The organism is Alloyangia pacifica (assembly GCF_900116195.1).
GTDB classification, from domain to species: domain Bacteria; phylum Pseudomonadota; class Alphaproteobacteria; order Rhodobacterales; family Rhodobacteraceae; genus Salipiger; species Salipiger pacificus.
Genome location: NZ_FOZW01000006.1, coordinates 251,760 through 275,046 on the forward strand (window position 1 = coordinate 251,760; position 23,287 = coordinate 275,046).

Annotated in this window: 22 protein-coding genes; 13 read left to right on the top strand and 9 right to left on the bottom strand. The window is 67.0% G+C overall.

Features of this window, described 5'->3' with window-relative positions:
- Nucleotides 1-113: 113 nt before the first annotated feature.
- The 10 genes from mdh to BM397_RS14495 all read left to right on the top strand — a co-directional run bounded on the left by mdh (nt 114) and on the right by BM397_RS14495 (nt 12,044).
- Nucleotides 114-1,076: a malate dehydrogenase gene (gene mdh, locus BM397_RS14450; protein ID WP_092424989.1), complete on the top strand. Its 963-nt coding sequence runs from the start codon at nt 114-116 to the stop codon at nt 1,074-1,076.
- Between the two features lie 300 nt (nt 1,077-1,376).
- Entirely contained in the window at nt 1,377-2,570 is a 1,194-nt protein-coding gene (gene sucC, locus BM397_RS14455; protein ID WP_092424987.1) for an ADP-forming succinate--CoA ligase subunit beta, read from the top strand.
- Nucleotides 2,571-2,649: 79 nt separating this feature from the next.
- Nucleotides 2,650-3,534 (top strand): succinate--CoA ligase subunit alpha, encoded by an 885-nt coding sequence (gene sucD / locus BM397_RS14460; protein WP_092424985.1) that lies wholly within the window; start codon nt 2,650-2,652, stop codon nt 3,532-3,534.
- A 145-nt stretch (nt 3,535-3,679) separates the two neighbouring features.
- Entirely contained in the window at nt 3,680-6,649 is a 2,970-nt protein-coding gene (locus BM397_RS14465; RefSeq protein WP_092424983.1) for a 2-oxoglutarate dehydrogenase E1 component, read from the top strand.
- Nucleotides 6,650-6,653: 4 nt separating this feature from the next.
- Nucleotides 6,654-8,165: a 2-oxoglutarate dehydrogenase complex dihydrolipoyllysine-residue succinyltransferase gene (gene odhB, locus BM397_RS14470; protein WP_092424980.1), complete on the top strand. Its 1,512-nt coding sequence runs from the start codon at nt 6,654-6,656 to the stop codon at nt 8,163-8,165.
- Nucleotides 8,166-8,275: 110 nt separating this feature from the next.
- On the top strand, nt 8,276-8,509 hold the full coding sequence (locus tag BM397_RS14475) for a hypothetical protein (RefSeq protein WP_092424978.1): 234 nt from the start codon (nt 8,276-8,278) through the stop codon (nt 8,507-8,509).
- Nucleotides 8,506-8,895: an MAPEG family protein gene (locus BM397_RS14480; protein ID WP_092424976.1), complete on the top strand. Its 390-nt coding sequence runs from the start codon at nt 8,506-8,508 to the stop codon at nt 8,893-8,895. Before BM397_RS14475 ends, BM397_RS14480 begins: the two co-directional genes overlap by 4 nt.
- A 167-nt stretch (nt 8,896-9,062) precedes the next feature.
- Entirely contained in the window at nt 9,063-10,457 is a 1,395-nt protein-coding gene (gene lpdA / locus BM397_RS14485) for a dihydrolipoyl dehydrogenase (protein ID WP_092424974.1), read from the top strand.
- Nucleotides 10,458-10,603: 146 nt separating this feature from the next.
- Nucleotides 10,604-11,353, top strand: a complete 750-nt coding sequence (locus BM397_RS14490; protein ID WP_092424972.1) for an SDR family oxidoreductase — start codon at nt 10,604-10,606, stop codon at nt 11,351-11,353.
- A 70-nt stretch (nt 11,354-11,423) separates the two neighbouring features.
- Nucleotides 11,424-12,044: a YdeI/OmpD-associated family protein gene (locus BM397_RS14495; RefSeq protein ID WP_092424970.1), complete on the top strand. Its 621-nt coding sequence runs from the start codon at nt 11,424-11,426 to the stop codon at nt 12,042-12,044.
- An 80-nt stretch (nt 12,045-12,124) separates the two neighbouring features.
- On the opposite strand, the gene BM397_RS14500 is transcribed toward BM397_RS14495, so the two are convergent.
- The 5 genes from BM397_RS14500 to BM397_RS14520 all read right to left on the bottom strand — a co-directional run bounded on the left by BM397_RS14500 (nt 12,125) and on the right by BM397_RS14520 (nt 16,010).
- Complete coding sequence (locus tag BM397_RS14500) at nt 12,125-13,000, bottom strand: intradiol ring-cleavage dioxygenase (RefSeq protein ID WP_092424968.1); 876 nt, start codon at nt 12,998-13,000, stop codon at nt 12,125-12,127.
- 101 nt (nt 13,001-13,101) lie between these two features.
- On the bottom strand, nt 13,102-13,707 hold the full coding sequence (locus BM397_RS14505) for a pyridoxamine 5'-phosphate oxidase family protein (protein WP_092424966.1): 606 nt from the start codon (nt 13,705-13,707) through the stop codon (nt 13,102-13,104).
- On the bottom strand, nt 13,694-14,431 hold the full coding sequence (locus BM397_RS14510; RefSeq protein ID WP_092425501.1) for a lysophospholipid acyltransferase family protein: 738 nt from the start codon (nt 14,429-14,431) through the stop codon (nt 13,694-13,696). The genes BM397_RS14505 and BM397_RS14510 overlap by 14 nt, the downstream gene beginning before the upstream one ends.
- A complete protein-coding gene (locus BM397_RS14515) occupies nt 14,431-15,336 on the bottom strand; it encodes a cell division protein FtsX (RefSeq protein WP_425425938.1) in 906 nt (301 codons plus the stop codon). Before BM397_RS14515 ends, BM397_RS14510 begins: the two co-directional genes overlap by 1 nt.
- On the bottom strand, nt 15,333-16,010 hold the full coding sequence (locus tag BM397_RS14520; RefSeq protein ID WP_092424964.1) for a cell division ATP-binding protein FtsE: 678 nt from the start codon (nt 16,008-16,010) through the stop codon (nt 15,333-15,335). The genes BM397_RS14515 and BM397_RS14520 overlap by 4 nt, the downstream gene beginning before the upstream one ends.
- A gap of 159 nt (nt 16,011-16,169) precedes the next feature.
- Between BM397_RS14520 and BM397_RS14525 the strand changes: the two genes are divergently transcribed.
- Nucleotides 16,170-17,105, top strand: coding sequence for a zinc-ribbon domain-containing protein (locus BM397_RS14525; protein WP_092424962.1), 936 nt, complete (start codon nt 16,170-16,172; stop codon nt 17,103-17,105).
- Between the two features lie 120 nt (nt 17,106-17,225).
- Here the strand turns inward: BM397_RS14525 and BM397_RS14530 are convergent, their stop codons facing one another.
- The 3 genes from BM397_RS14530 to BM397_RS14540 all read right to left on the bottom strand — a co-directional run bounded on the left by BM397_RS14530 (nt 17,226) and on the right by BM397_RS14540 (nt 20,411).
- Nucleotides 17,226-18,491: an ABC transporter permease gene (locus BM397_RS14530; RefSeq protein WP_092424960.1), complete on the bottom strand. Its 1,266-nt coding sequence runs from the start codon at nt 18,489-18,491 to the stop codon at nt 17,226-17,228.
- Complete coding sequence (locus tag BM397_RS14535; protein WP_092424958.1) at nt 18,488-19,303, bottom strand: taurine ABC transporter ATP-binding protein; 816 nt, start codon at nt 19,301-19,303, stop codon at nt 18,488-18,490. The genes BM397_RS14530 and BM397_RS14535 overlap by 4 nt, the downstream gene beginning before the upstream one ends.
- Nucleotides 19,304-19,418: 115 nt before the next feature.
- Nucleotides 19,419-20,411, bottom strand: a complete 993-nt coding sequence (locus tag BM397_RS14540) for a taurine ABC transporter substrate-binding protein (protein ID WP_092424956.1) — start codon at nt 20,409-20,411, stop codon at nt 19,419-19,421.
- Between the two features lie 372 nt (nt 20,412-20,783).
- Here BM397_RS14540 and BM397_RS14545 point away from each other — a divergent pair, with 372 nt between their 5' ends.
- Nucleotides 20,784-22,181, top strand: a complete 1,398-nt coding sequence (locus BM397_RS14545; protein WP_092424954.1) for an aminotransferase family protein — start codon at nt 20,784-20,786, stop codon at nt 22,179-22,181.
- Between the two features lies 1 nt (nt 22,182).
- Nucleotides 22,183-22,881: a GNAT family N-acetyltransferase gene (locus BM397_RS14550; protein WP_092424952.1), complete on the top strand. Its 699-nt coding sequence runs from the start codon at nt 22,183-22,185 to the stop codon at nt 22,879-22,881.
- Nucleotides 22,882-22,947: 66 nt separating this feature from the next.
- Here the strand turns inward: BM397_RS14550 and BM397_RS14555 are convergent, their stop codons facing one another.
- Nucleotides 22,948-23,235 (bottom strand): HU family DNA-binding protein, encoded by a 288-nt coding sequence (locus tag BM397_RS14555; RefSeq protein WP_066101901.1) that lies wholly within the window; start codon nt 23,233-23,235, stop codon nt 22,948-22,950.
- Nucleotides 23,236-23,287 lie beyond the last annotated feature (52 nt).

A 23,287-nucleotide genomic window follows, 5' to 3' on the forward strand; every position in this document is an offset into this window, starting at 1 on the left:
CCGCGTGGTCAGCAATCGAGCTTCCGTGATGCTGCCCTGCAGCGCCCTTGCGCGTCGGCGGCAGAGACCTTACGCAAGCGGCGGACTTCACAAATGGAGCGGAGAACAGATCCATGGCCAGACCCAAGATTGCCCTCATCGGCGCGGGACAGATTGGCGGCACGCTTGCACATCTCGCGGCCCTGAAGGAACTCGGCGACGTCGTGCTCTTCGATATCTCGGAAGGCACCCCGGAAGGCAAAGCGCTCGACATCGCGGAATCCGGCCCCTCCGAAGGCTTTGACGCCAAGCTCAAGGGCACCCAGGATTACGCCGACATCGCGGGCGCAGACGTCTGCATCGTCACCGCCGGCGTGCCGCGCAAGCCGGGCATGAGCCGCGACGACCTGCTGGGCATCAACCTCAAGGTGATGAAATCGGTCGGCGAGGGCATCAAGGAAAACGCCCCCGACGCCTTCGTCATCTGCATCACCAACCCGCTCGACGCGATGGTCTGGGCCCTGCAGAAGTTCTCGGGCCTGCCCGCGCACAAGGTCTGCGGCATGGCCGGCGTGCTCGACTCGGCGCGCTTCCGCCACTTCCTGTCGGTGGAATTCGACGTGTCGATGAAGGACGTCACCGCCTTCGTTCTCGGCGGCCACGGCGACACCATGGTGCCCTCCGTCCGTTACTCCACCGTTGCCGGCATCCCGCTGCCGGACCTGGTCGAGATGGGCTGGACCACGCAGGAGAAGCTGGACGCCATCGTGCAGCGCACCCGTGATGGCGGCGCCGAAATCGTCGGCCTGCTGAAGACCGGCTCGGCCTTCTACGCACCCGCGACTTCGGCCATCGAGATGGCGGAAGCCTACCTCAAGGACCAGAAGCGCGTGCTGCCCTGCGCCGCTTACTGCGACGGCGAGTTCGGCCTGAAAGACATGTACGTGGGCGTGCCCACCGTGATCGGCGCCGGCGGCATCGAGAAGATCGTGAACATCAAGCTCAACAAGGAAGAGCAGGAGATGTTCGACAAGTCGGTCGCCGCGGTGAACGGCCTGGTCGAAGCCTGCAAGGGCATCGACGGCAGCCTGGCATAAGCCCCGGCAGAGCCTCCGGGCTCACGACATTCAGGGCCCCGGTCGTGAAAGCGCCGGGGCCTTTGGCATTTCAGGGCTTTGATTTTCTGCCTGCCGTTGCGGCAGGTCGCTGATTCTTTCGACGTGAGACGCTAACGGAATCTTACGTGACCCGGTTTTGTGATCACGCTTTTTCGACGCGTGATCACAACTGGCAGAAAATCTCGCAAATCTTCGCCGAAAGCCAAAAATCTCTTCGCGCGGCGCGAATGAGGGGCGTATACCGGCCCCGAAATCGCAGCAAGACGGGAAGAGTCTTCCATGAACATCCATGAATATCAGGCGAAAGCGCTCCTGCGCGAATACGGCTGCCCGGTTTCGGACGGCCGCGTCGTGCTCAGCGCCAACGAAGCCAAGTCCGCTGCCGGCGAACTCGACGGCCCGCTCTGGGTCGTCAAGGCGCAGATCCACGCAGGTGGCCGCGGCAAGGGCAAGTTCAAGGAAGCCGAAGCTGGCGAGAAGGGCGGCGTCCGTCTTGCCAAGTCGGTGGAAGAGGCGGCTGAGGAAGCCAAGAAGATGCTCGGCAAGACGCTGGTGACCCACCAGACCGGTCCGGCCGGCAAGCAGGTCAACCGCATCTACATCGAGGACGGCTCGGACATCGAGCGCGAACTCTATCTCGCCCTGCTGGTCGATCGCGTGACCTCGCGCGTGTCCTTCGTCTGCTCCACCGAGGGCGGCATGGACATCGAGGAAGTCGCAGCCTCGACCCCCGAGAAGATCCTGTCGTTCTCCGTCGACCCGGCCACCGGCTACCAGCCGTACCACGGCCGCCGCGTCGCCTTTGCCCTCGGCCTCGAAGGCGCTGCCATGAAGCAGTGCGTCAAGCTGATGGGCCAGCTCTACAAGGCCTTCATCGAGAAGGACATGGAGATGCTGGAAATCAACCCGCTGATCCTCATGCCCGGCGGCAACCTCAAGGTGCTCGACGCCAAGCTCGGCTTCGACGGCAACGCGATGTACCGCCAGCCCGATATCGCCAACCTGCGCGACGAGACCGAGGAAGACGCCAAGGAACTCGAAGCCTCCAAGTACGACCTCAACTACATCGCTCTCGATGGTGAGATCGGCTGCATGGTGAACGGCGCGGGCCTCGCCATGGCGACCATGGACATCATCAAGCTCTACGGCGCAGAGCCTGCCAACTTCCTCGACGTGGGTGGCGGCGCGACCAAGGAGAAGGTGACCGAGGCGTTCAAGATCATCACCTCCGACAAGAACGTCAAAGGCATCCTCGTCAACATCTTCGGCGGCATCATGCGCTGCGACGTGATCGCCGAGGGCGTCATCGCCGCGGTGAAGGAAGTGGGCCTGCAGGTTCCGCTCGTCGTCCGCCTCGAAGGCACCAACGTTGAGCTCGGCAAGAAGATCATCAACGAGTCCGGCATGGACGTGATCGCTGCCGACAACCTCTCCGACGGCGCCGAGAAGATCGTGAAAGCGGTCAAGGGCTGATGCGTCTGGGGGCGCCGCGGCGCTCCCTCCCCGGAATTCAGGCTGCGTCCGCCGCAGCGACAATCAGGAGAACGCCACAATGGCAGTCCTCGTTAACGAAAACACCAAAGTCATCTGTCAGGGCCTGACCGGCTCGCAGGGCACCTTCCACACCGAGCAGGCCATCGCCTACGGCACCAAGATGGTCGGCGGCGTGACCCCCGGCAAAGGCGGCCAGGAACACCTCGGCCTGCCCGTGTTCAACTCGGTGCACGAAGCCAAGCACGTGACCGAAGCCAACGCCTCGGTGATCTACGTCCCGCCGCCCTTCGCCGCGGACTCGATCCTCGAAGCGATCGACGCCGAGATCGAGCTGATCATCTGCATCACCGAGGGTATCCCCGTCCTCGACATGATGAAGGTCAAGCGCGCGCTGATCGACAGCAAGTCGCGCCTGATCGGCCCGAACTGCCCGGGTGTCATCACCCCCGACGCCTGCAAGATCGGCATCATGCCCGGCCACATCCACAAGCGTGGCTCGGTCGGCGTGGTCTCGCGCTCCGGCACGCTCACCTACGAAGCCGTGAAGCAGACCACCGACATGGGCCTCGGCCAGTCGTCGGCAGTCGGCATCGGCGGCGACCCGATCAAGGGCACCGAGCACATCGACGTGCTGGACATGTTCCTCGACGATCCGGAAACCCAGTCGATCATCATGATCGGTGAGATCGGTGGTTCCGCGGAAGAGGAAGCGGCAGAGTTCCTCGCCGAGCAGAAGAAAAAGGGCCGCTGGAAGCCGACCGCCGGTTTCATCGCGGGCCGCACCGCCCCTCCGGGACGCCGCATGGGCCACGCTGGCGCGATCGTCGCCGGTGGCAAGGGCGACGCCGAGTCCAAGATCGAGGCGATGAAATCCGCCGGCATCGTGGTCGCGGACAGCCCGGCGACGCTTGGTGAAGCTGTCATGAAAGCCATCAAGGGCTAAATAGCACTCAGCGGGGCGGTCATTGCCCGCCCCGCGCCCCCTTCAGGGTTCCGGCCCGAAACCTACCCGGAGCATCATGACGGGGGCCTTTATCGAAGGCCCCCCTCCTGCTGCTTCAACGATCGGTCAGAAAGGAATGCGCGCGATGACGGATCAAGGCTCGAATGACCAGTTCCACGCCCTCAGCTTCATGCAGGGCGCGAACGCGGAATATCTCGAACAGATGTATGCCCGCTACGCCAACGACCCCTCCGCGGTGGACGAGGCGTGGAGCGAGTTCTTCAAACAACTTGGCGACGACGAGACCAGCGTGAAGGCCGAGGCGCAGGGCGCCTCCTGGGAGCGCGCCGACTGGCCGCCGACCCCGAACGACGACCTGACCGCCGCGATCACCGGCGAGTGGCCGCTGATGCCCGTCGCCGAGACAAAGGGTGCCGGCAAGAAGATCGCCGCCAAGGCCGCCGAGAAGGGCGTCGCGGTCACCGACGACCAGATCAAGCGCGCCGTGCTCGACTCGATCCGCGCGCTGATGATCATCCGCGCGCACCGCATCCGCGGCCACCTCGCCGCCGATCTCGACCCGCTGGGCCTGCACGGCCGCGACCCGCACCCCGAGCTCGACCCCAAGGCCTACGGCTTCACCGACGCCGACATGGACCGCCCGATCTTTATCGACAACGTGCTCGGCCTGCAGGTCGCCTCGATGCGCGAGATCATGGGTGTACTCCAGCGCACCTACTGCGGCACCTTCGCGCTGCAGTACATGCACATCTCCGACCCGGAGCAATCCGCCTGGCTCAAGGAGCGCATCGAGGGCTACGGCAAGGAAGTGAAATTCACCCGCGAGGGCCGCAAGGCGATCCTCAACAAGATGGTGGAAGCCGAGGGCTTCGAGAAGTTCCTGCACGTCAAGTACATGGGCACGAAGCGTTTCGGCCTCGACGGCGGTGAATCGCTGATCCCCGCGATGGAGCAGATCATCAAGCGCGGCGGCAACCTCGGCATCAAGGAGATCGTCTTCGGCATGCCGCACCGCGGTCGCCTGTCGGTGCTCGCCAACGTGCTGCAGAAGCCCTACCGCGCGATCTTCAACGAATTCCAGGGCGGCTCGTTCAAGCCCGAGGACGTGGACGGCTCCGGCGACGTGAAATACCACCTCGGCGCTTCCTCGGACCGCGAGTTCGACGGCAACAAGGTGCACCTGTCGCTGACCGCCAACCCCTCGCACCTCGAGGCGGTGAACCCGGTGGTTCTGGGCAAGGTCCGCGCCAAGCAGGACCAGCTCGGCGACACCGAGCGCACCCAGGTTCTGCCCGTGCTGCTGCACGGCGACGCGGCCTTCGCCGGCCAGGGCGTCGTGGCCGAGTGCTTCGCGCTCTCCGGCCTGCGCGGTCACCGCACCGGCGGCACCATCCACATCGTGGTGAACAACCAGATCGGCTTCACCACCGCGCCGCACTTCTCGCGCTCCTCGCCCTACCCCACCGACAACGCGCTGGTGGTCGAGGCGCCGATCTTCCACGTCAACGGTGACGACCCCGAGGCCGTGGTACACGCCGCCAAGGTGGCGATCGAGTTCCGTCAGAAGTTCGGCAAGGACGTGGTCATCGACATGTTCTGCTACCGTCGGTTCGGTCACAACGAGGGCGACGAGCCCATGTTCACCAACCCGATCATGTACAAGAAGATCAAGCAGCAGAAGACCACGCTGACCCTGTACACCGATCGCCTCGTCAAGGACGGTCTCATCCCCGAGGGCGAGATCGAGGACATGAAGGCTGCCTTCCAGGCCCACCTCAACGAGGAATTCGAGGCCGGCAAGACCTACAAGCCGAACAAGGCCGACTGGCTCGACGGCCGCTGGTCGCATCTCGACGCGCAGAAGGAAGGCAACTACCAGCGCGGCGAAACGGCGATCGCACCCGAGACCATGGCCGATGTCGGCAAGGGACTGACCACCGTCCCCGAGGGCTTCCCGCTGCACAAGACCGTGGGCCGCTTCCTCGATGCGCGCTCGAAGATGTTCGAGAGCGGTGAAGGCTTTGACTGGGCAACCGGCGAGGCGCTTGCCTTCGGCTCGCTGCTGACCGAGGGCTACCCGGTCCGCCTCGCGGGCCAGGACTCGACCCGCGGCACCTTCTCGCAGCGCCACTCGGGCCTGATCAACCAGGACAACGAAGAGCGCTACTACCCGCTCAACAACATCCGTGAGGGCCAGGCCCGCTACGAGGTGATCGACTCCGCCCTGTCGGAATACGCGGTCTCGGGCTTCGAATACGGCTACTCGCTGGCCGAGCCCAACGCGCTCGTCCTCTGGGAAGCGCAGTTCGGCGACTTCGCCAACGGCGCGCAGATCATGTTCGACCAGTTCATCTCGTCGGGCGAGAGCAAGTGGCTGCGCATGTCCGGCCTCGTCTGCCTGCTGCCGCACGGCTTCGAGGGCCAAGGCCCCGAGCACAGCTCGGCGCGCCTCGAGCGGTTCCTGCAGATGTGCGGTCAGGACAACTGGATCGTGGCCAACGTCACGACCCCGGCGAACTACTTCCACATCCTGCGCCGCCAGTTGCACCGCAGCTACCGCAAGCCGCTGATCATGATGACGCCGAAATCGCTTCTGCGTCACAAGCTGGCGGTTTCCGAGGCCAAGGACTTCGTCACCGGCTCCTCGTTCCACCGCGTCCTCTGGGACAGCGCGGAATCCGGCGAGAGCGCAACCAAGCTGGTGGCAGACGACAAGATCAAGCGCGTCGTGATGTGCTCGGGCAAGGTCTACTACGACCTGCTCGAGGAGCGCGACGCCCGTGGCATCGACGATGTCTACCTGCTGCGGATCGAGCAGTTCTATCCCTTCCCGGCGATCTCGCTGGTCAAGGAGCTGGAACGCTTCAAGGGCGCCGAGATGGTGTGGTGCCAGGAAGAGCCCAAGAACCAGGGCGCCTGGACCTTCATCGAGCCCAATATCGAATGGGTGCTTGGCCGGATCGACGCCACGCACAAGCGGCCGGTCTACGTCGGCCGCGCCACCTCGGCCTCGCCCGCCACGGGTCTGGCCAGCCAGCACAAGGCACAGCAAGAGGCGCTTGTGAACGAAGCGCTGACCATCGAAGGGAAATGAAGCGATGACGACCGAAGTGCGCGTCCCCACGCTGGGCGAATCCGTGACCGAAGCCACGGTGGCCACCTGGTTCAAGAAACCCGGTGACTCCGTCGCCGTGGACGAGATGCTCTGCGAGCTCGAGACCGACAAGGTGACCGTCGAGGTTCCCTCCCCGGTCGCCGGTGTGCTCGCCGACATCGTGGCCAAGGAAGGCGACACCGTGGGCGTCGATGCCCTGCTCGCCAATGTCGCCCCCGCGGGCGAAGCCGGCTCCGAGGCTGTCGAGGCACGTCCCTCCGCCAAGTCCGAAGCCGCTCCCGCCTCCTCGGGCGGCGAAGAGGTCAAGGTGATGGTCCCCACTCTGGGCGAATCCGTCTCCGAAGCCACGGTTGCCACCTGGTTCAAGAAGGTCGGTGACACCGTCGCCGCCGACGAGATGCTCTGCGAGCTCGAGACCGACAAGGTCTCGGTCGAGGTTCCAGCGCCGGCCGCCGGCACGCTGACCGCGATCCTCGCCGAGGAAGGCGCCACGGTTCAGGCCGGCGGCCAGCTCGCCGTGCTCGGCGGCGCGTCCGGTGCAGCCGCAGCCCCCGCGGCCCCGGCCGAAGCACCCGCAGCAGCCCCCGCCGCTGGCGGCAAGGACGTCGAGGACGCCCCCGCCGCCAAGAAGGCCATGGCCGAGGCCGGCCTCAGCCGCGACCAGGTGCAGGGCTCGGGCAAGGACGGCCGCGTCATGAAGCATGACGTCTCCGCCGCCCTCGCCGCTGCCAAGTCGGCCCCGGCCGCCTCCGCCCCCGCCGCCGCACCGCGCGCGCCGGTGGCCGCAGAGGACGCCGCCCGCGAAGAGCGCGTCAAGATGACCCGCCTGCGCCAGACCATCGCGCGCCGCCTCAAGGACGCGCAGAACACCGCAGCCATGCTGACCACCTACAACGAGGTGGACATGACCGAGGTGATGGCGCTGCGGAACCAGTACAAGGACCTCTTCGAGAAGAAGCATGGCGCCCGCCTGGGCTTCATGTCCTTCTTCACCAAGGCCTGCTGCCACGCGCTGAAGGAAGTCCCCGAGGTGAACGCCGAGATCGACGGCACCGACGTGGTCTACAAGAACTTCGTGCACATGGGCATCGCCGCCGGCACGCCGCAGGGCCTCGTGGTCCCGGTGCTGCGCGACGTCGACCAGAAGTCCTTTGCCGAAATCGAGCTGGAGATCGCCGAGAAGGGCAAGCGTGCCCGTGACGGCAAGCTCTCGATGGCCGAGATGCAGGGCGGCACCTTCACCATCTCCAACGGTGGTGTCTACGGCTCGCTGATGTCCTCGCCGATCCTGAACCCTCCGCAGTCGGGCATCCTCGGCATGCACAAGATCCAGGACCGCCCGATGGCAATCAACGGCAAGGTGGAAATCCGCCCGATGATGTACCTGGCGCTCAGCTACGACCACCGCATCGTCGACGGCAAGGGCGCCGTGACCTTCCTGGTCCGCGTCAAGGAAGCCCTCGAGGATCCGCGCCGCCTGCTGATGGATCTCTGATCCGGGGCCCCGGGGCGTCACACCGGCGCCCCGCCCCAAGACATCGCCTCGCCCGGCCCCGCCCGGGCGAGGCCTTCCAGAGCCCCGCGTGATCCCGAAGGGAGAACCAGATGAGCCAGCAGCTTTTGCTCCGCTACGACAGTTTCGACGCCGGCCGCTTCGACGCCGAGGCCGAGACCCGCGCCCAGGCCGGGCTCACCCTCCTGCAGCTCTGGACCGAAGGCAGCGCCGCGCATTGGGCGCTCTTCACCGTCAACGATGCCGAGAAAGCGCAGGCCTGGCTGAGCCAGGAAGCTTCGCTCGGCCACGACCCCTCCGCGTCCCACATGCTGAGCACCGCATGACGCCGGAACTGCTTGCACTGACGCTCGCGACCCTGCTTCAGATCGCCCAGATGGCGCTCTACTCTGTGCTGGCCCAGCGTCAGGTCGGTTCGCGCTACGCCGCCTCGCCCCGCGACGAGGGCCGCGAGCTTTCGGGCCTCGCCGGTCGCGCGCAGCGGGCGATGAACAACCACTTCGAGGGCCTGCTGCTCTTTGCCATCGCGGTGATGCTGGTCACCTACACCGACCAGACCGGCAAAGGCACCGCGCTCTGCGCGCTGGTCTATCTCTGTGCACGCCTGCTCTACGTGCCCGCCTACCTCTTCGGCTGGGCCCCCTGGCGCTCGCTGATCTGGGCCATCGGGCTCCTGGCCACCACCCTCATGCTGCTCGGAGCGCTGTTCTGATGGTCCCGCGCCCGCAGCGTCCACATGGTTCAAATATCCCGGGGGAATCCGCGCTCCGCGCGGATGGGGGCAGCGCCCCCGCCTCCCTCTCCACCTTCGCATTTGCATGGCCTGCGCATGGAATGCGCACGTCCCGTGCCCGCCAAAATACCCGATAGGAGACCCCAATGGCACAATACGACGTCATCGTGATCGGCGCCGGCCCGGGCGGCTATGTCGCCGCCATCCGCTGCGCCCAGCTCGGCCTGAAGACCGCCTGCGTCGAGGGCCGCGAAACCCTCGGCGGCACCTGCCTCAACGTAGGCTGCATCCCCTCCAAGGCGCTGCTGCACGCCTCGCACCAGCTCCACGAGGCGGAGCACAACTTCGCCAAGATGGGCCTCAAGGGCGCCGCGCCCAAGGTCGACTGGAAGCAGATGCTCGCCTACAAGGACGACGTGATCGGCCAGAACACCAAGGGCATCGAGTTCCTGTTCAAGAAGAACAAGGTCGACTGGCTCAAGGGCTGGGGCTCGATCCCCGAGGCCGGCAAGGTCAAGGTCGGTGACGAGGTGCACGAGGCCAAGAACATCATCATCGCCACCGGTTCCGTGCCCGCCTCCGTGCCGGGCGCCGAGGTCGAGGTCGACGAGAAGATCGTCGTCACCTCCACCGGCGCGCTGGAGCTTGGCAAGATTCCCAAGAAGATGGTCGTCATCGGCGCCGGCGTGATCGGCCTCGAGATGGGCTCGGTCTACTCCCGCCTCGGCACCGAGGTCGAGGTGATCGAATTCCTCGACGCCATCACCCCCGGCATGGACGCCGAGGTGCAGAAGACCTTCCAGAAGATGCTCACCAAGCAGGGCCTGAAGTTCACCATGGGCGCGGCCGTCTCCAAGGTCGAGACCAAGGGCGGCAAGGCGACGGTCAGCTACAAGTTGCGCAAGGATGACTCCGAGCACACCACCGAAGCCGACGTTGTGCTCTGCGCCACCGGCCGCGCGCCCTACACTGACGGGCTCGGGCTCGAGGCGCTCGGCGTGCAGCTGACCAAGCGCGGCCAGATCGCGACCGACGGCCACTGGCAGACCGCGGTGAAGGGCGTCTATGCCATCGGTGACGCCATCGAGGGCCCGATGCTGGCCCACAAGGCCGAGGACGAGGGCATGGCCTGCGCCGAGGTCATCGCCGGCAAGGCCGGCCACGTGAACTACGACGTGATCCCGGGCGTGATCTACACCCACCCCGAGGTCGCCTCGGTCGGCAAGACCGAGCAGCAGCTCAAGGAAGAAGGCCGCGCCTATAAGGTCGGCAAGTTCTCCTTCATGGGCAACGGTCGCGCCAAGGCCGTCTTCGCCGGCGACGGCTTCGTGAAGCTGATCGTCGACAAGGACACCGACCGCGTGCTCGGCTGCCACATCATCGGCCCGTCGGCCGGCGATCTCATCCACGAGATCTGCGTGGCGATGGAATTCGGCGCCTCCGCAGAGGACGTCGCGCTGACCTGCCACGCCCACCCGACCTTCTCGGAAGCGGTGCGCGAGGCGGCGCTGGCCTGCGGCGACGGCGCAATCCACGCCTGATCCCTTCGCGGGACGCAAGACAGAGACCCCCGGAGCGCCGCTCCGGGGGTCTTTTCGTTTGCCCGCTCCCAATGCGCAGGAAGCGGATCGCCTCGGGGATCGCCTGCGGTGACAGTGTCCCCGCATATCGCAGGGAGGCAGTGCCAATGCTGACGGGAAAGACGATCATCGTAACCGGCGCGAGCAGCGGCATCGGCGCAGCCGCCGCCCGGTTGCTTGCAGAGGGCGGGGCGAGGGTCGTGCTCGGTGCCCGGCGCGGGGAGAGGCTGGACGCGCTCACGCGCAACATACGTGCAGCGGGCGGCACGGCCGCCTATCTCGCCGGGGATGTCTCGGACCCCGACTACGCCGGTGCGCTCGTGGCGCTGTCAATCGACCGCTTCGGCGGGCTCGACGGTGCCTTCAACAATGCCGGCATCACCGGAGCGCTCGGCGCAGTCACAGAGATGTCCGACGCCAACTGGCGGGAGGTGCTCGAGGTCAATCTCACCAGCGCCTTCCATGCCGCGCGCGCGCAGATTCCCGCGCTGCGCACCGCGGGCGGCGGTTCGCTGGTCTTCACCTCCTCCTTCGTCGGCCACACCATCGGCCTGCCGGGCATGGCGGCCTATGCCGCCGCCAAGGCCGGGCTGATCGGCTTGGCGCAGGTGCTCGCCGCCGAGCACGGAGCCGAGAACATCCGCGTCAACGCGCTGCTGCCCGGCGGTACGATGACCGAGATGGCCGGGAGCGATGCGGCATTCCACGAGGTGGTCCGCAACATGCATGCGCTGAAACGCATGGCCGCCCCCGAGGAGATCGCCCGCGCCGCGCTCTTCCTGCTGTCTGACCAGTCGTCCTTCGTCACCGGCAGCGCCATGCTGGCAGACGGCGGCAATTCGATCCTCAAGATGTGAGCTGCCGCGACCCCCTCGCCAGACCGGGATCGCCGGGCTAGGCTTCCGTCAAGCCAGCGCCGGAGCCACAATGATCACCAACAGCGACGCCTATTTCACCCGCGGCTGCGGTCGCTGCGCCCGTTTCGACACGGCGGACTGCGCCACCCGGCTCTGGTCGGACGGATTGGCCGAGCTGCGCGCGATCTGTCTCGCTTCTGGCCTCCGGGAAACCGCGAAATGGGGACATCCGGTCTACATGGAGGGGGAGCGCAACGTCGCGCTGATCGGGGCATTCCGGGGGGAGTTCACGCTCAGTTTCTTCAACCCGGCGCTGATGACCGACCGCGAGGGCGTGCTGGAGCGACAGGGGCCCAACACCCGGCATCCCAACGTGATCCGATTTGCTTCGGCGGCGCGCGTCGCCGAGCTGCGCCCGGTGCTCGCCGCCTATCTCGCCGAGGCGCGGGACTACGCCGCGCGGGGCCTCCGTCCGCCGAAGGAAGAGATCACGCTCGACCTTCCGGAGGAGCTGGTTGCCGCACTCGACGCCGATCCGGCGCTGGCCGAGGCGTTCAACGCGCTCACCCCGGGGCGGCAGAAGAGCCACGTCTTGCAGATCGGCGGCGCGAAGAAATCCGAGACCCGCATTGCCAGGGTCGAGAAGCTGCGCCCGAAGATCCTCGCGGGCAAGGGTGCACTGGACCGCTGAACAAAGACGGGCGAATCCCACCGGATCCGCCCGTTAAGAGCCTTCGAAGGCTCTTGCAAATCTCTTCGAAGAGATTTGGCCTATTCGGTCGCGGTCCGTCCCGGAATGAAGACCTCGGCGGCAACGCCTTCCTGCGGCCCGCCCATGCCCTCGGGCGGCGGACCATCGGGGCGCTCTCCGGAGGGCGGCGGACCGCCGGCAGGCCCGCCCGCCCCCATGCCGCTCTCGGAGGAGGTCGCCTCGGGGTCGATCCCCACAACCAGCGCCGCGTCGTAATACGCGTACTGCTCGCGGATCGCCGCGTAGGCACCCTCGCCCGCCTGCTTGGCGATGCCATCGTTGGTGTTCATCGTGTCGCGCTCGGCGCCGGCGCGGTCGTTGTAGGGTGCCACCGACTGGAACAGGTATTCGCTCAGCGCGTCGGGGAAGAAGATCTGGCTGGTCAGCACCGTGCGCTCGTCGAGGAAGACCTTGTAGTGCACATGGGTGGTCCGGCCCCGATACCAGCCCGGATAGATCGTGCGGAACTCGGCCACGCCATCCGCGGCTGTCATCTGCGTGCCGCGCAGGAAGGTCTGGTCGGAGGTGTCATTGGTGCCGTCGCTGCCCTGCGTGGCATAGCCCGAGTAGTTGCCCAGCGCATCGCAATGCCAGACATCGACCCGCGCGCCCTCGACCGGGGTGCAATCGGCGGTCACCACCTGCAGGCGCAGGCGCATGGGCACCCCTTCGCGGTCCTCGGTGATCTCGGCGCGCACCAGCTGCTCGTCGAGGTAGTAGGGCCCCTCGGTGACCTCGGGCATCACCATGCAGACGTTGGGCGTGATCAGGCCGGCAGATTGCGCCTGCGCCCGCGCGGTGCCCGAGAAGGACCCAATCCCTGCCACCGCGATGGGTGAGACCGCGAGCCCGGTGAGCAGGGCCCGGCGGCTGGGGCGCTCGATGAAATCAGACATGCTCGACATCCTTTGCGTCTTGTTCGTGTTGAACGTTGAACGTTGAACGCAGCGGAGCCGGGCCTCCGTCGGGACTTTTGGATCACGAAACCGTCAGCGGCTCACCACAGGCTCTTCGCGGCCCGCTCCGGCCATTCGCGGTCGTAGGCCTCGCCGTCGGTGGCCCCCTGCGTGGCCTCCGCGAGGAATTGGCCGATGGTCGGCAGACCCACGCTCTCGTCGCCCGAGACCCAAGTCCCGGCGCGCAAGAGCGCGCGGGCGCATTGGGTGTAGATCTCGGCGATCTCGACGATCAGCACGGTGGCCGGCAGCTTGCCGTCCTTGGCAAAGCGCCCCCGCATCCCCTCGTCGTCGGTGAGCCATCCGGTGCCGTTCACCCGCACGACGTTGTTGCTGCCGGGCACGAAGAACATCAGCGACACCCGCCCGTCCTCGACCACGTTGCGCAGCGAGTCGAGCCGGTTATTGCCGCGCCAGTCGGGCATCGCCAGCGTGCCAGGGTCGAGCTCCAGCACCACGGGCCCATCGTCACCGCGCGGCGAGGCATCGGTCCCCGCCGGTCCCACGGTGCTCAGTACGCAGAGTTTCGACGCCTCGATCCATTTGCGATAAAGCGGCGTCATGCGCCGCACGACCTTGTCGATCGACGCCCCGGCGGCGGTGCCGTAGAGCGCCTCAAGCGCATCGATGCTGTCAATCTTCCGCATGGAACCCGGCCTCCGCCATCAGGCGGTTCGAGGCCGCCTCCACATCCGCCTCGATCTTCGCAAGGAAGACCTTGCTCGGCATGCCGGGCTCGATCACCGGCAGGAATTCGATCACCGCCGTGCCCGGCTTGCGGTAGATGCCGCGCTTGGGCCAGAAGACCCCGACGTTGGTGGCCACCGGCACGCAGGGCTCTCCGCTCTGGCTGTAGAGGATCGCCGTGCCGACCTTGTAGGGCAGCTTCTCCCCTGGCGGCACGCGGGTGCCTTGCGGGTAGATGATCAGCTGGCCGGGATGGTCCTCGGCGCTCTTCTTGACGTCGGCGACCATCTTCGAGATCGCCGCCCCGCGCTTGCCGCGGTTCACCGGGATGCAGCCCATCCGGGTCGCATATTGCCCCAGCACCGGGGTGAAGAGCAGCTCGCGCTTCATGATGAACTTGCCCGACGGCACCGCGCCGAACAGCAGGATGATGTCGAAGAAGCTCTGGTGCTTGGCGGCAATGAGCAGCTCGCCCGACGGCACCTTGCCGCGGATTTCGCTCTTCAGCCCGACCATCCAAGCGGCGGTCCAGCGTACCCAGCGGCACCAGGTTCGGGCGCCCATCCGCGCGCCCCGGTCCGATAACAGCGCCCAGGGAAAGAACAGCAGGCCGACCACCGCCATCGCCAGGTAGATCTGCCCGACGAAGAGCAGCGAGCGGGTCCATTGCAGCGCGTATCGCATCATCTCAAGTCTCCAAGCACCCGCCGCGCCGCGATCGCCGTTGCGGCAAAGGCCACCGCCGCGGTCAGCAGCGGCACCAGCAGCGGGAAGATCCAGTGCCAGCCGACGAAGGACAGGCCGGTCAGGAAACCCGCCGTCTCGCCCGCCGAGGGCATCAGCAGCAGCGCGCCCGAGCCCGCCGCCGCGCCGAGCGCCGCGCCGCCGAGCGCGCGCAGGGTGAAGCGCCGCACGAAGGCGCGGGCGATGAACCCGTCGGTGGCGCCGACCAGGCGCAGCACCGCGATGACCTGCGCGTTGGCCGCCAGCGCGGCATTGGCCGCCAGCGTGACCATCGCCGCCACGGCACCGGCGATCAGCAGGATCGACACCGCGCCCAGCAGCCGCAGCTTGCCCGCAGCCGCCACCAGCGGCCGACGCCAGCGGGTGTGATCGTCGAGCACAGCGCCCGGCACCTCGGCCTGCAGCCGCAGCCGCAGCCCGGCCCCGTCGAAGCCCTCGCCCTCCTCGATGATTTCGATGAGCTGCGGCACCGGCAGGTCGGCCAGCGGCAGGTCCGGACCGAACCAGGGCTCGAGCAACGCCTGCTGCTCCGCCTCGCTGAGCGCCCGCGCCGAGGCGACGCCCGGGGTCTGGCCGAGCAGCCGCAGCGCCGCCTCGGTCTGCTGCGCCTGCTGCCCGGCCGGGGCCGAGATGCGCAGGGTCGAGGCGCGCGCCAGTTCGTCGCCCCAGCTCGTCGCCAGTCGCCCTGCGGCCAGCGACAGCGCCAGCGCAAAGACCGCAAGAAAGGCCATGGCGCCGGCGGCAAACAGCGTGAGCGAGGCGGTGAAGCCGGTGGGCGGCACCACCCGGTCGGCGCCGGTGTCCGAGCCGGTGAAGGCCCCGAGGGAGTCGCGGATCAGCCTCACAGGTCCGCCCCCGCCGACTGCAGCTTGCGGTTCGAGATGCGCAGCACCCGCGCCTGCACCTGGCTCTTGGCCGACCGGATGAGGCCGAGGTCGTGGGTCGCGATGAGGATCGTCTTGCCCATGCGGTTGAGCTCGACCAGCAGCCGCAGCAGGCGCTGCGACATCTCCCAGTCGACGTTGCCGGTGGGCTCGTCGGCGAGGATCACCTCGGGCGACATGATCACCGCGCGGGCCAGGGCCGCGCGCTGGCGCTCGCCGCCCGACAGCTCCGGCGGCAGCGCCTCGGCGCGGCTCTTCAGCCCGACCCAGGTCATCAGCTCGATGAGGTTCTGTTCGAGATCGCCCCCGCCCTCACCCGCCACGGTCAGCGGCAGGGCAACGTTCTCGGCGACCGAGAGGTGATCGAGGAACTGGCAGTCCTGGTGCACCACGCCGATGCGGCGCCGGCTGAGCGCAATGGCGTCGCGATCCATGCGCCGCACGTCCTCGCCGAACAGCCGCGCGTGGCCGGCGGTGGGCACCAGCGCGCCGTAGCAGAGCTTCAGCAGCGTCGTCTTGCCGGCGCCCGAGGGGCCGGTGAGGAAGTGGAAGGACCCGGGCGCCAGCCGCAGCGTGAGCCCGCTCAGCAGCTCGCCGCCGCCGTAGCTGTAGGCCACATTATCGAGTTCGATCACGCCTGCGCGCCCCCGGTGAAATTGATGCCCTGTTGTGCCCGAGCCGCGGCGCAGTTGCAATCCGCCCCCCGGGCCGAAAATTGGCTTTCCCGCTCCCCTGCGGCAACCTATTGTCGGCAAAGGGATGGTGGCCAGAACAGATGGAAAGCTAAGGACAATATGCGGCTGATATGCCCCAATTGCGGCGCGCAATACGAGGTGCCGGTCGACGCGATCCCCGCGGGCGGCCGAGACGTGCAATGCTCGAGCTGCGGCCACACCTGGTTCCAGTTGCACCCCGAGGATACGCTCCGCGTAGACGACCCCGCCGCGCCGCAGCCCGACGATCTGTCCACCGATGACATCTGGGAAGAGATGGACGAAGGCACTTCGCTGCCGTCTGCGGAGCCGGACGCCGCGCCCGCCCCTGATCCCGACCCGGCGCCCGCCGCCGCGGAAGCCCCCTCTCAGGAAAGCGCCACCCCGGTGCCGCGCCGTCCGGTGCGCGCCCGCGGGCTTGACCCGTCAGTCGCCGAAGTGCTGCGCCAGGAGGCCGAGCGCGAGGCGCGACGTCGCACCGACCCCGAGCCTCTCGAAAGCCAGCCCGACCTCGGGCTGACCGAGCCCTCCGGCGACGACGCCGCCCATCGCGCCCGTGTCGCCCGCGAGCATATGGCCCGCATCCGCGGCGACGCCCCGCTCTCCGAAGAGCCGCGGCCGGAACAGAAGCCGGTGGCCGAGCCCGAGACGCCGGACAGCCCCGAGTTCGTCACCTCGGAGCCCGAACACCCGGCGGTGGCCCCCTCGCGCCGCGACCTGCTGCCGGACATCGAGGAAATCAACCAGACCCTGCGGGTGGCCCCCGAGCCGCGCCGCATGGAAACGCCGCAGGGCCGCGCGCTCTACGCCGAGGAAGAAGAGCAGCAGAGCAGCGGGTTCGCCCGCGGCTTCGGTGCGATGCTCATCCTCGCGGTGCTGTCGGTGCTGCTCTACGCGCTCGCGCCTGCGCTCACCGACATGGTGCCCGCGCTCGCCCCGCTGCTCGATCCCTACGTGGCGACGGTAGACGGCATGCGGCTCTGGCTCGACGCCCAGCTCGGCGCGCTGCTGGGCTGACGCCCCGGCGGCCGCGCCGCGCCCGCGCCTTCCATATGTCGAAAATATCCTCGGGGGAGCGCGAGGGGGCAGACAGCCCCCTCGCTCCGCCCGTTCCATCCGCGCTCAGCCCCGGCCCTTTCAGCCCCGGCCCTTCCAGGGCACCAGCTTGCGTTCGGCCAGCCGCATCAGCATGTCGATGCCGAAGCCGATAACCCCGATCAAGATGATCCCCATGATCACGATGTCGGTCAGCTGGAACTTCGAGGCGACCATGATCATCATCCCCGCGCCCTTCTCGGCGGCGACAAGCTCGGCGGCCACCACGGTGCCCCAGCAGACCCCCATGGCAACCCGCGCGCCGGTGAAGATGTCGGGCAGTGAGTTGGGGATGATCACATGGCGCAGGATCTGCACCTTGCTGGCGCCCAGCGAGTAGGCCGCGTGGACCTTCGATATTTTCACCCCCGAGACGCCCGAGCGCGCGGCGATAGCCATGATCCAGAGCGCCGCGAGGAACAGCAGGATGATCTTGCCCGCCTCGCCGATGCCCGCCCAAATGATCACCAGCGGGATCAGCGCCAGCGGCGGCACCGGCCGCATGAATTCGACGATGGGATCGAACCAGCCACGGAACCAGTCCGACAGGCCCATGGCATAGCCCAGCGGGATGCCGATCAGCGCGCCGAAGAAGAAGCCCGCGATGACCCGGAACAGCGACCAGCCGAGATGCTCCCAGAGCGTGCTGTCGCGGTAGCCGTCGCGGGAGATCTCCACGAGCCGCGAGAGCACGGCCTCGGGGGCGGGCAGCCAGATCGGCTCCATCTGCCAGCCCTTGGCGGGCTCGAAATTGAGCGTGCCCTTGGGCGACATGCCGACCCGGCCATACTCGGTGATGACCTCGCCGCCCGGCTCGATCGGCTGACCGTTGACGGCAACGACCCTGTGCCCGGCGTCGCGGCCGTGGTCGTCGTTCTGATCGACCCGCACCAGCCCCGAGCGCCAGGCCCCGACGCTCGCACTGTCATTCTTCGCCCAGCCATCCCCGGGATCGACCTCGGGATCCTCGGTCTCTTCGCCCACCGGGAAGACACGCACGGTGACCGTCGCCTCGTCGGGTTCGACCCCGTCCGCCTCGGCGGTGTAGGTGAAGCTGGCATCACCGACGAAGGGCCCCGGCGCGTGCAGGAACTTCGGCACCCAGGTCGAACCGGTGAAGGCCCCCCAGAGCAGGAAGATGGTCAGGATCGAGACCACGCTGGCGATGCGGCTCGGGCGCACGGCACTTTCGTCGCCGAAGGTGACGGTCTTACGGGCGGTGAAGTCGTTCAACGCGCGGTGCACCAGCAGCTTCACCAGCAGCCAGCTGACCACGAAGATTGCGATATAGAGAGCAAAGACGATCATGACGCGGCCCCCGCGGTTTCGCTGCGGCCCATGATCTCTTCTTCCATATCCCAGATCATCCCGAGGATCTCCTCGCGCGTGGTGGCGAAATCGGGATGCTTCTTCACCGCACGAAGGTCCTGACCGGCGCCGAGGTCGGCAAAGGGCAGACGGTACTCGCGGTGGATGCGGCCGGGGCGCGGTGCCATGACCAGAAGCCGCTCGCCCAGCAACAGCGCTTCCTCGACCGAGTGGGTGATGAGGATGATGGTCTTGCCGGTCTCCTTCCAGAGCTTCAGCACTAGGCTCTGCATCTTCTCGCGGGTGAGCGCGTCGAGCGCCCCCAGCGGCTCGTCCATGAGGATCACGTCGGGATCGTTGGCAAGGCAGCGGGCCAGCGCCACGCGCTGCTGCATGCCGCCCGAAAGCTCGTAAACCGCCTTTTCCTTAAAGTCGCGCAGGCCAACCACCTCGAGCAGGTGATCGACGTTGGCACCGTAATCCTTCTCACGCTTGCCGGCCATGCGCGGCCCGAAGCTGACATTGTCGCGCACGTTCATCCACTCGAATAGCGCGCCCTGCTGGAATACCATGCCGCGCTCGGCGGCGGGGCCGCGCACCTCGTGGCCATTGAGGATGATCTTGCCATCGGTGGGCGCCAGAAAGCCCGCGACGATGTTCAGCAGCGTGGTCTTGCCGCAGCCCGAGGGGCCCAGTACCGACAGCAACTCGCCTTGCGCAAGGTCCAGCGAGACGTCCTTCAGCGCCTGTACCGAGCTACCGTTCGGCAGGTCGAAGCGCATCGACAGGTTCTGGATGGATAATCCGCTCATGATCCGCCTTTCGCGGCCCGTCGCCGCGGTTCGGGGGTTCCGCCCCCAAAATGTCGTTCTGATGCGAAGGCCCCGGCGGCAGCCCCCCACCGCCGGGACAGGTGGCCCGAAGGCCTTACATCGAGCCTGCCGAAGACAGCGGCCCGGTGTTCACGTGGTCGGCGTAGCTGTCGAGCGCCGCGTCGATCGAGCCGGCCTCGACGAAGACGTCGGCGACGCCCTTCATGAAGTCGGCCGCGCCGCCGCCCAGCCATTTGGCCGAGAGCTGGTCTTCAGCGGTGGGGAAGACGAAGGTGGCCATGGTCTCGGCGGTGGCGTCCTCGTCCATGCCCGCGTCCTTGGCGATCACCGGCAGCATCTTGGCGTGGTTGGCCTCATCCGCCCACATGGCGTTGGCATCCGCGGTCACCTTCAGGAAGGCGGCCACGAGGTCCGAGTTCTCGGCAACCCAGCCCGCCGGACCGGAGGTCACGTCGAAGACGAGGATGCCAAGCTCTTCCTTCTCGGCACCGGTGAGCAGCACGTTGCCATGCTCCTTCATGCGGCGCAGCGAGCCGCCCCAGCCGCAGGCCATGTCGACCGCGCCCTGCGCAATGGCAGCGGCGCCGTCGGGCGGTGCCATGTCGACGATCTCGAGGCTGTCCAGCGGCACGCCGAAGTGGTCCATCTGCTTTAGGAAGCCGTAATGGGCGGCGGTGCCGAGCGGCACGGCGACCTTCTTGCCTTCCAGCTCGCCGGCGCTGTCCTTGTCGATTTCCAGTTCCGAGCGCACGACGCAATTGTCGTTGTCGGCATAGCTCACCGCGACGTCGAGCGCCTGCAGGTCCTGCCCCGCCGAGGTGGCGACCACGAAGGGCGGCACGCCCTGGCTGACCGACAGCTGCACGTCGCCCGAGGCCATCGCCGCCGACATGGCGGTGCCGGTGTCGAAGCTCACCCAGTTGATCTCGGTGCCCATGGCCTCTTCGTAGAGGCCCTCGGCCTTGGCGTATTCGAAGGGCATGGGCCACTCGAGGAAATAGCCCACGGTGATGGTCTCGGCGCTTGCAGCCCCGGCCAGCAGCGCCGCGGCCCCGACCGCGCCCATCAGGCTCTTCTTGATCGTCATCTCGTCTCTCCCGTTTTGCTGCCCCGTCATGGTCGCGAGGCTTGTGCCAGGCCGGGACCGTCGGGCACCCGGCTCGCGAGTGATCCGACCGGAAAAGATGCGCTCAATCAATGGGCAATGCCTGCAGATGCAGCAGATACGTTGGGGGCAGTAAGGTTAGCTGCCCAATCACCGGGCAGCGCCTTGCGAGAAATATCCCGGGATCCCTGCCAACTTCGGCAGATTGGCCCCATCCCGCGCAAATCTGGACTTATATCATGCGGAAATCTGGCACTAAGACTTCCCCGCGCTTCTGGCACATGTGCTAGCATCCCGCATCGCGGAGTCACGCTTTCGCGCCCCTCGCGGCGCCCGGATTTCAGGAGAGCTTCCATGGACGGCACCCTCACCCAGAACGACCTCAGCCACGTCGTCGAAGCCGACAAGGCCCACGTGTGGCACCACCTCGTGCAGCACAAGCAGTTCGAGACCAGCGACCCCAAGATCATCGTCGAGGGCAAGGGCATGCGCGTCTGGGACCAGACCGGGCGCGAACAGCTCGACGCGGTGTCGGGCGCGGTCTGGACGGTCAACGTCGGCTACGGCCGCAAGAGCATCGTCGACGCGATCTCCGAGCAGCTGATGAAGCTGAACTACTACGCCGGGGCCGCGGGCTCTATCCCCGGCGCGCTCTTCGCCGAAAAGCTGATCGACAAGATGCCGGGCATGAGCCGCGTCTACTACTGCAACTCCGGCTCCGAGGCGAACGAGAAGGCCTTCAAGATGGTCCGCCAGATCGCGCACAAGCGCTACGGCGGCAAGAAGCACAAGATCCTCTACCGCGAGCGCGACTACCACGGCACCACCATCGCCGCGCTGTCGGCTGGCGGTCAGGAAGAGCGCAACGCGCAGTACGGCCCCTTCGCGCCGGGCTTCGTGTCGGTGCCGCATTGCCTTGAATACCGCGCTGGCGATCAGGGCTGGGGCGATCTGTCGGGCGAGGCCTATGGCCAGCGTGCCGCCGATGCCATCGAAGAGGTGATCCTGCGCGAAGGCCCCGACACCGTGGGCGCACTCTGCCTCGAGCCGGTGACCGCGGGCGGCGGCGTGATCGTGCCCCCGGCGGGCTACTGGCAGCGCGTGCAGGAGATTTGCCGCAAGTACGACATCCTGCTGCACATCGACGAGGTGGTCTGCGGCGTCGGGCGCACCGGCACCTGGTTCGGCTACCAGCACTACGGCGTCGAGCCCGACTTCGTGACCATGGCCAAGGGCGTCGCCTCGGGCTACGCGGCCATCGCCTGCTGCGTGACCAATGAGCGCGTCTTCGATCTGTTCAAGGACGATGCCTCGGACCCGATGAACTACTTCCGCGACATCTCGACCTTCGGCGGCTGCACCGCCGGCCCCGCCGCGGCGCTGGAGAACATGCGCATCATCGAGGACGAGAAGCTGCTCGAGAACACCACCAACATGGGTGAGTACATGCTCGGCCAACTCGAGGCGCTGAAGGACAAGCACGCGGTCGTCGGCGAGGCGCGCGGCAAGGGCCTGTTCCTTGGCGCCGAGCTGGTGACCGACCGCACCACCCGCGAGCCGATGGACGAAAAGCGCACCGCCGCCGTGGTCGCCGAAGTAAACAAGCGCGGTGTCATCATCGGCATGACCAACCGCTCGATCCCCGGCTACAACAACACGCTCTGCTTCGCCCCGGCACTGATCGCCACCAAGGACGACATCGACCAGATCGTCGAGGCCGTGGACGGCGCGCTGGGAACGGTCTTCGGCTGAGATGACCGATCATCGCACGAACGAACACGGGCAGCCCATCGGGCTGCTCGTCGACGGCAGTTTCCCCCGCCCCTTCCCCTCTCAGGCACCCATGCAGGGCCACCGCATCTCGCTCGAGCCGACCCGGTCCGAGCACGCGGCCGCGCTCTACGACGCCTTCCTGAAGGACGAGAGCGGCCGCAACTGGACCTACCTGCTGCGCGAGCCCCTGCGGGACCTGAGTGAGGCGCAAGCCTGGATCGACGAGTGCGCCGCGAGCACCGATCCACAGTTCTATACGCTCTGCACGCCCGATGGCACGCCGTTGGGAATCGCTTCGCACCTGCGGATCGACCCGAAAAACGGCGTGATCGAGGTCGGGCACATCCACTTCAGCCCCCTGCTGCAGCGCAGTCCGGCAGCGACCGAAGCCATGTACCTGATGATGAAGCGCGCCTTCGACGAGCTGGGCTACCGCCGCTACGAGTGGAAATGCGACGCGCTCAACGGCCCCTCGCGCCGCGCAGCGGAAAGGCTCGGCTTCACCTACGAGGGCACCTTCAGGCAGGCCGTGGTCAGCAAGGGCCGCAACCGCGACACCGCGTGGTTCTCGATCGTCGACAGCGAATGGCCGAAGCTGAAGGCGCGGCTCGAAGCCTGGCTCGACCCGTCGAACTTCGACGCAGAAGGGCGGCAGATCGCCCGCCTTCAGGACATGTAAATATCTGTAAAACAATAAAAAAGGGCCGCGAAACCGCGGCCCTGATGCTCAGTCGAGCAGGAAAGATCAGCCGTTCACGCTGTCCTTCAGCGCCTTCGCGATGGTCATCTTGACCACCTTGTCGGCCTCTTTCTTGAACTGCTCGCCGGTGGCGGGGTTGCGCACCATGCGCTCGGGACGCTCACGGCAGTAGATTTTGCCAACGCCCGGCAGGGTCACGGCGCCGCCGTCTGCAACTTCCTTGGTGATGATCCCGGTGATCGCTTCCAGAGCGGTCGACGCGGTCTTCTTGTCTGCGCCCATCTCTTCTGCCAGTGCGGCCACGAGTTGGGTTTTGGTCATCGGCTTCGCCATTTCATGGTCTCCTTGAACTGCCCGAGTACTTGGGCCCCATTGAGGTCACTTA